This window comes from Hyalangium ruber (assembly GCF_034259325.1).
GTDB classification, from domain to species: domain Bacteria; phylum Myxococcota; class Myxococcia; order Myxococcales; family Myxococcaceae; genus Hyalangium_A; species Hyalangium_A rubrum.
This window is the reverse complement of sequence record NZ_JAXIVS010000003.1, coordinates 380,385-392,252: the sequence shown is the minus strand read 5'-3', so window position 1 is coordinate 392,252 and position 11,868 is coordinate 380,385. Positions and strand designations below refer to the sequence as shown.

The 11,868-nt window shown below is 70.0% G+C and carries 9 protein-coding genes; 4 read left to right on the top strand and 5 right to left on the bottom strand.

Annotated elements, in window-relative coordinates:
* Positions 1-79: 79 nt before the first annotated feature.
* On the top strand, positions 80-388 hold the full coding sequence (locus SYV04_RS10530) for a hypothetical protein (RefSeq protein ID WP_321545551.1): 309 nt from the start codon (positions 80-82) through the stop codon (positions 386-388).
* Between the two features lie 102 nt (positions 389-490).
* On the top strand, positions 491-1,816 hold the full coding sequence (locus SYV04_RS10525; RefSeq protein WP_321545550.1) for a serine/threonine-protein kinase: 1,326 nt from the start codon (positions 491-493) through the stop codon (positions 1,814-1,816).
* A 1,750-nt stretch (positions 1,817-3,566) separates the two neighbouring features.
* Here SYV04_RS10525 and SYV04_RS10520 read toward each other — a convergent pair.
* The 4 genes from SYV04_RS10520 to SYV04_RS10505 form a co-directional block, all read right to left on the bottom strand.
* Positions 3,567-6,395, bottom strand: coding sequence for a GspE/PulE/PilB domain-containing protein (locus tag SYV04_RS10520; protein WP_321545549.1), 2,829 nt, complete (start codon positions 6,393-6,395; stop codon positions 3,567-3,569).
* A 47-nt stretch (positions 6,396-6,442) separates the two neighbouring features.
* Complete coding sequence (locus SYV04_RS10515) at positions 6,443-7,552, bottom strand: RDD family protein (RefSeq protein ID WP_321545548.1); 1,110 nt, start codon at positions 7,550-7,552, stop codon at positions 6,443-6,445.
* 161 nt (positions 7,553-7,713) lie between these two features.
* Positions 7,714-7,980, bottom strand: coding sequence for a GlsB/YeaQ/YmgE family stress response membrane protein (locus SYV04_RS10510; RefSeq protein ID WP_321545547.1), 267 nt, complete (start codon positions 7,978-7,980; stop codon positions 7,714-7,716).
* Positions 7,981-8,091: 111 nt separating this feature from the next.
* A complete protein-coding gene (locus SYV04_RS10505; RefSeq protein ID WP_321545546.1) occupies positions 8,092-8,826 on the bottom strand; it encodes a 16S rRNA (uracil(1498)-N(3))-methyltransferase in 735 nt (244 codons plus the stop codon).
* 93 nt (positions 8,827-8,919) lie between these two features.
* On the opposite strand from SYV04_RS10505, the gene SYV04_RS10500 reads away from it, so the two are divergent.
* Both SYV04_RS10500 and SYV04_RS10495 read left to right on the top strand, forming a co-directional pair.
* On the top strand, positions 8,920-9,936 hold the full coding sequence (locus SYV04_RS10500; protein ID WP_321545545.1) for an asparaginase: 1,017 nt from the start codon (positions 8,920-8,922) through the stop codon (positions 9,934-9,936).
* 22 nt (positions 9,937-9,958) lie between these two features.
* Positions 9,959-11,284 (top strand): adenylate/guanylate cyclase domain-containing protein, encoded by a 1,326-nt coding sequence (locus SYV04_RS10495; protein ID WP_321545544.1) that lies wholly within the window; start codon positions 9,959-9,961, stop codon positions 11,282-11,284.
* A gap of 16 nt (positions 11,285-11,300) precedes the next feature.
* Here SYV04_RS10495 and SYV04_RS10490 read toward each other — a convergent pair whose 3' ends face one another.
* Positions 11,301-11,789, bottom strand: coding sequence for an Mpo1 family 2-hydroxy fatty acid dioxygenase (locus tag SYV04_RS10490; protein WP_321545543.1), 489 nt, complete (start codon positions 11,787-11,789; stop codon positions 11,301-11,303).
* Positions 11,790-11,868: the final 79 nt, after the last annotated feature.

Here is an 11,868-nt window from a genome sequence, read left to right as displayed (position 1 = left end):
TGCCGTCTAGCGGATGCACTCGCTCGTGAGGCGCTGGGGCAGCTTCGTTGAGCGTGGCTCCAGGAGTTAGGATGCCGCGATGAGCCAGAGCGACGACTCGTCCCGGCCGACCTGGAGCCCTTCCCTGAAGCCGTCGCCCCAGATCTGCCCTCGTACGTTCTGCTTCCACTTTCAGCCAGCCGGTTCGCGCGTCGCACCGGGGCTGCACGAGAACGTCGATGCGGCGTTGAAGCAGGCGCTGCCCATCAGTGAAGACCAGTGCGGGTGCAGCTTCGGAGTGTGTACCCGGCTGGATGCACTGAAGGGGGACCGTGACTGGTACGAGCCCAATGAGCCGGAGCTGGAGCGCGCGGGGCTCCCCTGGTCTTTCTTCATGGCTGGACGATGATCTCGAAGCCAGGGAGCCGACCGGGCTGGTAGGGTACATACCTCTAACCCTGGCAGTAGGGGCGCTGAGGGCAGGGCACCCGGTGTACGGCACGAGGTCTCCATGGAGAGGTTGCTCGCAGCGGATCCTTCCACGCTTTCTTCCGGCACGCTGATCAGCTCATGGCGGGTGGTGAGTCGGCGGGGCTGTGGCTCCTATGGTGTTGTCTACCGCGTCGAGAGGGAAGGAGACCCGCGCGCAGTGCCCTTCGCCTTGAAGCTGGCGCTGCACCCGCTGGATCCCCGCTTCGAGCGGGAGGGGGAGCTGCTCTTGCGCATCAACCACCCCCATGTGCCAAAGCTGGAGGAGCGAGGCTGGGTGATGCTTCAGGGGGGCGTGCCCTTTCCGTACCTGGTGATGGAGTGGGTGGAAGGCGTGCCTCTGTACGAGTGGGCCGCCGGGCAGCGGCTCACATCGCGACAGGTGCTACGGGTGCTGGCGCAGGTGGCTCGTGCCCTGGAGGCGACGCACGCGGTGCAGGGTGTTCACCGCGACGTCAAAGGGGGCAATGTCCTGGTGCATGGCGAGGACGCCAAAGCCGTACTGATGGACTTCGGCTCGGGCAACTTCCGTGGAGCGCGCACCCTCACCCGCCAGCCCCCGCCACCAGGAACACCTCAGTACCAGAGCCCCGAGTGTCTGAGCTTCCAATGGGAGAACCTCCGCAACCCCACTGCGCGCTACGAGGCTGGGCCGGCGGATGACGTGTATGCGCTGGGGATGACGGCCTACCGACTCGTCACGGGCAGGTATCCGGAGCGCGGGGCGGGGGGACATATCTGCGCGGAGCTGGCGCCGCTCATCCACCGGATGCTCTCCGAGGAGCCCTCGTCCAGAGGCAGTGCGAGAGAGGTGGCCGAGGCGCTCGAGCGCACGGCGAATTCAACCGGGCCCGATGTGGATCAGCCCATCACTTCAACACGTCAGGCTCGGTTGGCCTCCGCGCGCCAGACCCCATCGGGGACGCCGCGATTCGCGGTAGCGGTGGGGATGTTCTTGGTTCTTGGAGTGTGGTGGACCTGGAAGTGGCCACGGGATGAAGGAGCGGTGGAAGCGGCTCAACAAGCGCGGGACGGTGGCGAGGCGGACGCAGGGACCGTGGGCCTCGCCGATACCGTGCGCTCAATCCCCGTGCGTGTGGAGCAGCTTGGGTTCGAGCGAAGCGGCATTGGCCTGAACATGCCCAAGAAGCCAATTCCAGGCCAGCGGCGGCCGCCTTGCGAGAAGCCAGAAGTCGAGATCAACGGTGGGTGCTGGATAGCCCTACGAGATGCAGTCTCCCCATGTGGGGATCGTTCATACGAGTGGCAGAAGGGGTGTTACCTGCCCATGTTCGAGGCTCCGCAGCCCTCGACTTCGGACCCGCCGAACCCACCTCATGCGCGCTGAGAGGGTGTTGAGCAGGAGCAGCCAAGAAGGCGTCCTGCCCCTGCATCCTGGGAGAGGGTGGACGTGGGCGGCTGCCCACGAGCGGGACTGTTCGAAAATGTCGGGACTTTTGGCATCAAAACCCCCGACATTTCCGAACAGGCTGTCTGCAAGCTCGGTCCCTCCGACGGCGCATCAGAGAGCGCCAGGGGCACGTCCAGCAGCCAGGCCTGTCAAGCGTGCTTCGCCTGCTTGATTCATCTCAACACCCTCTGAGTGTTGGAGCCCATCTCCCGGACCCTTCACGGGAGAGAGGGCGTGTTACGCACTTGGGTGATGCGCCCTGTGCGTATGCTTCAGGGGCGGCGGAGTGCTCTGATGCTCAGTGGACTTTGCAGCAGCGGATCTCGGCCGTGACTTTCGCAGTGCTCCCAGCCGGTCCTCTCAGCATACAGGCGTAGACGAGTACTCCGCTCACCGACGTCAGATTGGAAGCTGTCCCCATAGCGGTCGAGTTCGTATAGCACGCGCCACCCATCAGGGATTCCCCAGTTGCACAGCCCGCATAGGAGCCAGGGATGGAATAGCTGTTCACTGCGGCGCCGGACACGTTACGGCAAGTCAGCGCACCAGTGTAACCAGGAATGCCCTGCGGTCCCTGCAACCCTTGCGGCCCCTGAGGACCTTGCGGCCCCTGAGGACCTTGCGGCCCCTGCAGCCCCTGTGCCCCCGTATCGCCCTTGTCACCCTTTGGGCCCTGAGGCCCCTGAGGCCCCTGAGGCCCCTGCGGCCCCGGGTCGCCCTTCGAGCCAGGAGCACCTTGCAGCCCCGTATCACCCTTGTCGCCCTTCGGGCCTTGTGGGCCCGCTGCTCCCAACGTCACATCCAAGGAGTCGTTCTGCTCGAGATTGGGGCCGGTTGACATGGTTAGCAGATAGGAACCGGCTCGCTGGAGAGCCACAGGCAAGGTGGCGACGACGGTAGAAGGGCCGTAGGTCTTGACGTCCAGTCCGATCTCCATGAGGTGGACGTTGGGAGCGGCACCAGTGGGAGTGGTGAAGTTGCGGCCATAGATGAACATCTGGCCTTGGGCGTAATCCATCTCCACATTTGTAATGACCAACCGGCTCTGGGGATCCTGAGCCCGCACCTGGGTTGGAAGAGTGAGTCCTGCTATCAGGCCCGTTAGCACTCCCATACGGGTTGCCGCAGACGAAATGTGCAGCCGGAATGCCAGGGAGTTGCTCTTGAGAAGCTTCATCATGAGATGTGTTTGTCTGTGTGTGGTTTTGAGATGCGTGTTGGCGCGCGATCACTGAAATCCACCTTACAGAAAATTCCTTTCTTTGGAAGGGATAGCCAGTTTGTCATTCAAGGCTGGTTGCTTCTTGAACGAGCAAGTGAATTCCTGGTCGCACCGTTGGGTTCACCTTGTTGTTCTGTCGTCAGGGCGAGGCCCAGTGAGATGGGATGAATTGCCTGCTCGGACTGGGACCTGAGTCAGGAATTGAGACCGTGGATAATGTTGATATGCAAAATGTTTGTGTTCTAAGCGGCAGGGTGTCCACAGTCCATGAGGTTGCTCAGTGCTCGTGGGAGCAGGCCTCAAAAAGTAGACACGCGATGGCTGGTATGGCCAACGGGTGGTGATGGTGCTCGTGAGCGCCTTGCTATTCCATGCGCCCGCGCATGATGGCGTCCCATTTCTCGTAGCCCCACTTCTTCCGACCAGTCTTGCTGGTCGGAGTTGGCGCCAGGATTTCCGGGAGGCTTAGAGCACGCCCAGGCGCCGAGCCCGTGCCGGGTCCACGGCGGCGGCTTCCCACCGGCGTGCCGCAGCTTCGCGCTCGCCCTCAGCGGCGTCGGCGTAGTAGCCCAGCGTGTCATTGAGCGCGCGGCTGAGCTCCTCAATCGCCGCCAGGCGCACGTCGAGTTCCTTGTGTCGCAGCGCCGTGACGAGCCAGTCCGCGCGGCGGCGGGTGCGGTTCTCGGCCCACCACCCCTGCCACTGGCGCGGGTTGAGGCCAAAGGTGGCGCGCGTAATCTCTCGCAGCGCCTCGGCGGCTGCCTGCGCGCACATCTCGTCGTCGCTGCCCGTGAGGTTGATCAACCCCTCGATGGCGTCCCGGTCATGCAGCGAGCCCAGGGCCCGCGCCGCCAGCGAGCGCCGCAGCGGATCCCGGCTCGCCAGCTCCTGGCGAAGGTCCTTCATCGCCGTGTCGAAGCGCGGCAGGTGCTTGAGCGCCGAGGCCGCCACGCGCGCGGCGCTGGAGATGTCCGGCTCGAGGTCGAACAGCCCGCGCAGCACCCCGTCCACCAGCTCCACGAAGGGCAGGTTGCCGGCGGTGAGCAGCGCGAAGTAGCGCGTGTCCGCGTCCTGCGCGTCCAACAGCGGCGCCAGGGCCTGCGCCGCGGGCCGGCCCAGCCGCGACAGGGCGGCGGGGATGGGGCCCAGCTCGTCCGCCTCGGGCAGCTCCGTCACGGGCAGGCGGCTCCAGGCCGTCGGGCCGGGGAAGCTCGTGGCGAGCACCCGGGCGCTGGCCTCGGGCGTGCGCGCCAGCTCCGCCATGGCGTTGGAGCGCTGGGCCGCGTCCGGTCCAGTCAGGCGCCTGAGCAGCGGCGCGAAGTCCGGCGGCGGGCGCTCCTCGCTCATCACCCGGGGCGGCATCGTCGCCGCGCGGCCCAGGGTGCCGCTGGCGCGGCCGAAGAAGGGGCTCCAGCCCAAGCCCGCCACGACGGCGGGAGCGGGCACGGCAGGTCCTGGCTGGGACGGCTCCTCGCCAAAGCTCGGCGCGCGCAGCTCCGTGCGCTGCTTGCGGAAGAGGATGAGCTCCTGGAAGGCGCTCGGCAGGTCCTGGCAGAACAGGATGTAGTCGGACAGCCGCCGCTGGCTCATCGGCTTCTGGCCGCAGTCGCCGTACAGCAGGGCCACCAACCGCCCACGCACCTCCACCGGGTACAGGAAGACGGTGCGCGGCGCGTGCCGGCCGAACAGCTCCAGGTAGTGCTTGGTGAGCGCGTCCGGCGGCAGCGGGCCGGCGTAGCTGCCGCGCGTGACGGCCACCGTGCGGAACACGCTGCCGGCGTCCAGCGGGATGGACACCTCGGAGAGCGCCTCCCCGATCAGGCCTTCACCTCGCGCCTCCCAGCCTACCGCCGCGCCACGGACGATGGCGAAGGCGCCCACGTAGTCGAACGTGCGGCGCCCGAAGCGCAGCGCCACGTCCATGAGCCGATCGCGATCCCGCGTCGCATCCTTCAGCGCGGCGCGAGCCTGGGCCAGCGTCCACTCGGGCACTTCCGGGCCGGAGGGCTGCGCGGCGGGCCTCGCGGGCGGCGGCACCGGGGCCGCGGGAGCGGCAACAGGTGCGGGCGCGGGCGCGGGCGGCGGGGCCTCGGGCTGTGCATGCGCGCGAGCCCTCGCGGAGGGAACGGGCGCCGGCGTCGGAGAGGGGTTGCTGAAGACGAGGAACTGCGGCTCCTTGGGAAGGAGCGGAGACGAAGGCGGCGGGGCGGCCGGAGCAGGCGCGGGGGCCCGCTGCGCTGCGGGAGCCGTGTTCGGAGCCTGCGCCGGAGCTCCAGGGCGCGCTGGCGGGGCCGCGACACCCGGGTAGACAGGAGGCGTGGGAGCCGAACCGGCGGGCGCCGCGGGCCGCGGGGCCGCGGTAGGCGCCGGGGCCTGCGCCGCCGCCGTCATGTTGAGGCGCAGCGGCTCGCGCGTATAGGCAGGAGGCTGGCCGGCCTGGGCCGGAGCCTGAGGCGCCGGAGCCGCGGCCTGGGGCTGCGGAGGCGCGGGCGCGGCCGGAGGCGCGGCGCCGACCGGGGCATTGGCCGGCATGTTGAGGCGCAGCGGCTGGCGGGTATAGGCCGGCGGAGGCGGCCCGGCGGGAGCCCGGTTCGCGGCCTGAGCACCCGAAGCCGGCGGCGCAGCCGCGGGAGTGGCCGGAGCGGTGCCCTCGGGCTTCTTCCCGTCGGCGGGAAGGGGCTCGGAGGCCACCGAGCGCGCCAGCCGCTCCACCATGGCGGGAGTCAACGCGCCCTCCTCCTCCATCGCCTCGGGAGGCGGAGGGGGAGGCACGGAGGGCGAACCGAGCGCCGGCGTCGGGCCAGAGGGCGGAGGCGCCACGGACCGGCCATTCAGCGCGGCGATGACATCCGCGAAGCGCTGGGCGAGCGGCTGCTTGTAGACGGCGGAGATCCACTCCCGCACGCGCGCCTCGGAGGCGACCCACAGCTCCAGCGGCTTGCCCAGCAGGAAGCCCACCTCGTCCAGCTCCCGCCGGGGCACCGGGTAGCCACAGGCCACGTGCAGGGTAGTGCCATCCAGCGACAGGGGCACCACACACAGCCGCTCGGCGATCTTCGGAGGGATGAAGGTGGCCACCTCCGCGTTGGGCTCGAAGTCGGCGAGGTTCACCGGGCGGTAGCCGGACACCTCTCCCAGGAGCGCCAGCAGGTCGGGCTCGCGCAGGGCCCTCAGCTCCAGCAGGGCCGTGTCGAGCGCGCCTCCCCGGGCCTGCTGTTGGCGCAGGGCGGCGTCCGCCGTCTCCTGAGGGAGAAGGCCGCGCGCGACCAGGAGTTGGGCGAGTCGGGCAGGCATGAGGGGCGCGGCATCTTACGGCCGCGGCCGCAAGGCTCAATGAAGGATCAGCTCGGTTGAACGACGAAGGTGGAGGTCAGCTTGTCATGGAGCGTCTGGCCGCGTCGGTCGAACAGGGCCATCCAGAAGCCTCCGAGGAACAGGCCAAAGGATACGACGGATAGGAGGGCGCGGACGATGGCGCGTGCCGGCGCGGGGGCCAGGCCGTGGGTGTCCACCAGCCGCAACCCCAGCACGAGCCGGCCCAACGTACGCCCATTCCACAAATATGCGGCCACGGCGCAGTAGGCGGTGGCCAGCACCACCAGGAGGATGACGCCGGGCAGCAGCACGGACTTGAGCGCGTGCAGCCACGCGGCGAGCGCGTCCAGCGCGGTGAGCCCCTGTGCGGAGGGGGCTTTCACGCCCGCGATGGACGAGGCGACGGTGATGTAGAGGGCCGCCACGCCCACGACGGAGGCCGCGTCGATGGTGAAGGAGAGCAGGCGGCGCCACAGCGAGGCGGGGCGCGCGTGGATCTCCTGCACCCCCGCGGCGGCGGACCGGACGGCGGTGGAGGCGGAGCGGGCGCGGGCCTGGGGCTCACCCGGCGCGTTCGGGGGAAGGGTGGGCGTCGGCAGGCGAGGCGTGAGCGTGTCCGAGCCAGGCTCCGCGGAGAGCGGCGCCGGCGGAGGCGTGCGCTGGGGAGGCGCGAAGTTCACCACCGGCACGGGCGTGGGGATGGAGCGCGCGACGGGACCCGGCGCCTGCGGGCGCGGCGGGGCGGGGGGCGCGGACGGCTCCGGGGCGGGTGGCAGCTGCTCCGCGCTCGCCAGGGTGGTGGGGGCCGGAGTGAACGGAGGGGGAACGGGCGTTCCGGGCTCCGTCGGGCTCTCCTCCGCGGCCAGGGCGGGGGAGGCGGGAGGGGACGGGTGCACCGCCGGCGTCATGCCCGGAGGCGTCGCGGGGCTGCGCGCCAGATCCGCGAAGCTGGGGACGGCGGCGGGACCGGGCACGGCGGGCGTGCGCTCCGGCGTCTTGCGGCGGTCGATCTGGATGTCCTTGCTGAGCAGATTCGGAATGGCGGAGGTGGAGAGCGGCTCGCGGAGGGTGTCCGCGCACATGGGGCACTCGCCCACGGCCGGCAGCTCGGCTCCACATTTCAGGCACTTGGACAACGATCCCTCCAGGTAGCGACGTCAGGTGCTACATAAAAAGTCGTCCCCGCCCCTGGAGCAAGAAAAGCGCGACCCCCGGCGGTTCCTTGGTTGAGGAACCGTCAGGGGCTCACCACCTCGGGCCCCCCCGGAAAAGAGGGGGCCTGTAGGGCACTTCACACTCAGGCATGGACGCGACGGCGACCCGCGGCTCCCACCAACAGGAGCACGACGATGGAGCCGATGACGGACATGAGGATCCCCGTCGGGTGCAGGTCAAACAGCCGACCATCTCGCTGGAAGAGCGAACCGATGAGGCCGCCGATGAGCGAGCCCACCATGCCGAGCAGCGTGGTAGCCACCAGGCCCATGCTCTGACGGCCCGGAAGGATGGCGCGAGCGATGAGGCCCGCGATGAGACCGATGATGATGAACGCGATGATACCCATGTAAAGGCTCTCCTGTTGGCGAGGCCCCGTTCAGCCTCGGACGAGAGAAACGTAGGAATGCGGCGCTGGGGGCGGCACCCGGCGAGGAGCAGGCGCCTGCTCTCCTGGCCGCTACCCGAGTTCCCCGTCCAGGTGGGCCATTACCGCGAGTGCGGCCAGGGCGGCCGTCTCGGTACGAAGGATGCGCGAGCCCAGGGTGACGCCGCGCGCGCCGAGCGAGCGGAGCGCGGAGAGCTCCTCGCGCGCCAGCCCTCCCTCGGGGCCGACCACCAGCGCCACGGGAGCCTGGGGCGCGCAGGCACGGAAAGCCTCGCTCAAGGGGACCGCGGTCTCCTCCTCGTCCAGCACCAGCAAGGTGGTGCCCGGCGTGAGCGCGCGCGCGGCCTCCAGCAGCGGCTGGGGCGGATGCACTTGGGGCACGTCGTTGCGCCGGCACTGGCGCGCGGCCTCCTCGACGATCTTCGTCCACCGCGCGGTGCGCTCCTCGGCGCGCTTGGGCTCCAGCTTCACCACGCTGCGGGCGGTGGCCACGGGGTAGAAGGCGGCGGCGCCCAGCTCGGTGCCCTTCTGCAGCACCCACTCGAGCTTGTCGCCCTTGGGCAGCCCCTGCAGCACGCTCACCGCGCGGCGCGGGGGCGCGGTGCGGGCAGGGCCCAGCGAGAGGCGAACCTCCTGGGCCTCCACGCGGGTGACGCGCGCGTCGAAGGCGCGGCCGGTGCCGTCGAACACCTCGAGCGCGGAGCCCTCCTCGAGCCGCAGGACGTGGAGCAGGTAGTGGCGGCGCTCGCCGGAGAGCGCCACCTCGGCAGAGGGCTCGGGAGGCAGCGGAACGAAGAGGCGGACCACGGGAGGGCTCCCTCTGGCAAGGACGGCTGGCAGGCCTCCGAGTAGCAGGAAGCCGCCGCCCCCACCAGCCCGCGCCACACATGGGGGTGTGCTATGGCCCAGCGTTGCATGGCCGCCGCGCTCACCATCGAGTCCACCCGCTCGGGTTATGTCGAGTCCCTCCACCGCGTCTCGGTGGCCGTCACGGACGGGGAGGGCCGACTGGTGGCCTCGGCGGGAGCGCCGGAGCTCATCACCTTCTGGCGCTCGGCGGCCAAGCCCTTCCAGGCGCTGCCGCTGGTGGCGGAGGGGGCGGCGGACCGCTTCGGCTTCGGCACGCGGGAGCTGGCGCTCGCGTGTGCCTCGCACTCCAGCGAGCCGGTACACCGCGAGCTGGCGGAGGCGATGTTGCGCGCGTGCGGGTGCGAGGAGCGGCACCTGGCCTGCGGCACGCACCCGCCGCTGTCGCCCCAGATGGCGGCGCAGGTGGCGCGGGGCGAGGCGGTGCTGACGCCGAAGTGGAGCAACTGCTCGGGCAAGCACGCGGGGATGCTCGCGCTGGCGCGGCACCACGGCTGGCCCACCGAGGGCTACGAGCGCCTGGGGCACCCGGTGCAGGAGCGCCTCCTCGAGGAGGTGTGCCGCTGGGCGGCGGTGGCGCGCGGCGAGCTGTGGCTGGGCGTGGATGGATGCACGGCGGTGTGCTTCGGCCTGCCGCTGAGCGCCATGGCGACGGCGTACGCGCGGCTGGGCACCTCGGAGGAGCCAGCGGCGCGGCGGCTGCGCGAGGCGATGTGGGCGCACCCCGAGCTGGTGGCGGGCACGGGCCGGCTGTGTACGGAGCTGATGACGGCGTGCCGGGGCGAGGTGCTGGCCAAGGTGGGCGCCGAGGGCGTGTACAGCGCGGCCCTGCCGGCGCTGGGGCTGGGCGTGACGCTCAAGGTGGAGAGCGGGGATGGACGCTGCTCACCGCCGGCGCTGCTCTGGGTGCTGCGGCAGGTGCTGGCGCGGAGCGGGGCGCGGACGCTGCCAGAAGAGGGCCTGGCGCACCACGCCGAGCCGGTGCTGCGCAACACCCGAGGCGAGGTGACGGGCGCGCTGCGAGCCACGGGCGAGCTGCGGTTCCACTGAAAGCGCTGGGGAGCGAACGGGCATGAATCAGCGCATGGAGACACGCCGCAAGCCGGGCTCCGAGACGACGGTGGCGCGCTTCGAGCTGGCGCGGGCCAACGAGGAGCAGGTGCTCGCGGAGAGCTCGGTTCGGGGCGAGCGCACGGTGTCCGTGGTGCGGCTGGCGCTCTGTCTCCTGCTGGGCGTGAGCCAGTCGGGCATCACCCGGCTGTCCGGCGAGGAGGTGGTCCGGGATCCGCTCCGGATGGCCATCGTCTGGACGTACGTGGGATTCGCCCTGGTGGCCTTCTTCATGCTGCGCAGGGAGACGAGGCCTAACGCCCGGCGCTCGCGGTGGATGCCCCTGCCGACCACCCTCATGGACACCAGCTTCCTGGTGTTGATGAGCTGGCGCTCGGGGCAGCTCAACGGGCAAATCTACGAGGAGATGCCCGCCGCGGGCTTCGCGGTGATGATGGCCTTCTCGGTGGCGCGCTACAGCCGCTTCCACGTGCTGCTGTCGACGGTGCTCTCCACGGTGGGCTTCGTGGGGGTGTGTGTCATGGCCGGCCATGTCTCGGCGGGGCGGGTGAGCTTCGTGGTGGCCTGCTACATCGCGCTGGGGCTGCTCATCGCGTGGACCAATGGCCAGGTGAGCGGGATGTTCCTGGGGCTGCGGCGGCGCGACAACCTCTCGCGCTTGTTACCGCGGCAGGTGGTGGACCGGGTGCTGAAGCAGGGAGAGACGGCGCTGGTGCCGGTGCAGCGCGAGGTGACCATCCTCTTCAGCGACATCCGGGACTTCACCACGCTGAGCGAGACGCTGCCGCCGCAGGCGGTGCTCGCCTTATTGGATGACTACTTCGGGCACATGACCCAGATCGTCATGGCGCACGAGGGCATGGTGAACAAGTTCCTCGGTGACGGGATGATGGCGTGCTGGGGCGTGCCGGACCACAGCGAGGACCATGCGGAGCTGGCGATGCGGGCGGCGCTGGACATGCGCGCGAAGCTGGAGGAGCTGAACACCTGGCGGGTGCGCAACGGGGAGGCGCCGCTGCGCATCGGCATCGGGCTGCACACCGGGGTGGTGGCGGCGGGGATGCTGGGGGGCGCGCAGCAGCACGAGTACACCATCATCGGAGACGCGGTGAACGTGGCGTCGCGGGTGGAAGGGCTCACCAAGGTGCTGGGTGTGGACATCCTGGTGAGCGAGAGCACCTGGAAGCGCGGGGGCGAGCGCTTCCAGGGGGAGCGGATGGGCGAGGAGCGGGTGAAGGGGCGCCAGGAGGCGGTGGTGCTCTACTCGCTGAAGGGGCGCGAGGCGGGGGCCTCGACAGCGTTCCCCGAGGAGCGGACGGGCTCCTGAGCCGCGCCCCGGGCCGCTAAGCGCCAGAGGTGGAGGGAGCGATCTGCTGGGGCTTGAGGGAGTAGTCGCCGGTGAGCATGGCGACGAAGAACAGGGGCCCGACGAGCGCGTGGACGAGGTTGGTGAGGAAGGAGGGCGACTTCTTCTCCCACACCGCGTGGCCCGCGAGCTGGACGAGCCAGCCGCCGACGGCGATGGCGACGACGCTCCACATCGGAAGCATGCGACCCAGGGGGAAGCACAGCGCCATGGCGGCGGCGACGATGAGGCCCAGCTTCACGTCCGCGCGCAGGTACCACAAGGTGGCGAGTGCCCAGGCCACGTGCCCCAGGGTGAGCGAGCCACCGGGGAGGGCGGGAACGGCGAACAAGTGTACCCAGTCCAGCATGGCGACGATGTGCAGGACGATGAGGGGGATGGCGACCTTGTGGGTCAGCCGGTTGGTGGGGTGCTGGTGGGAGGAGGCGTAGTCGTCGAAGAGGGCGAGGAGGCGGGGGTTGAGCATGGTGGGGTCCTCGGAGAGGGCGGTATGCGCAAGGTAGGGCAAATGGAGGAGGATTTCCTAACCCGAGCGCGCAGTGGCT

What these genes read in the sequence shown, in the direction of transcription:
- SYV04_RS10490 (WP_321545543.1), bottom strand. Translation starts at nt 11,789, where the DNA reads ATGCTCAACCCCCGCCTCCTCGCCCTCTTCGACGACTACGCCTCCTCC.
- SYV04_RS10500 (WP_321545545.1), top strand. Translation starts at nt 8,920, where the DNA reads ATGGCCCAGCGTTGCATGGCCGCCGCGCTCACCATCGAGTCCACCCGC.
- SYV04_RS10525 (WP_321545550.1), top strand. Translation starts at nt 491, where the DNA reads ATGGAGAGGTTGCTCGCAGCGGATCCTTCCACGCTTTCTTCCGGCACG.
- SYV04_RS10520 (WP_321545549.1), bottom strand. Translation starts at nt 6,395, where the DNA reads ATGCCTGCCCGACTCGCCCAACTCCTGGTCGCGCGCGGCCTTCTCCCT.
- SYV04_RS10530 (WP_321545551.1), top strand. Translation starts at nt 80, where the DNA reads ATGAGCCAGAGCGACGACTCGTCCCGGCCGACCTGGAGCCCTTCCCTG.
- SYV04_RS10510 (WP_321545547.1), bottom strand. Translation starts at nt 7,980, where the DNA reads ATGGGTATCATCGCGTTCATCATCATCGGTCTCATCGCGGGCCTCATC.
- SYV04_RS10495 (WP_321545544.1), top strand. Translation starts at nt 9,959, where the DNA reads ATGAATCAGCGCATGGAGACACGCCGCAAGCCGGGCTCCGAGACGACG.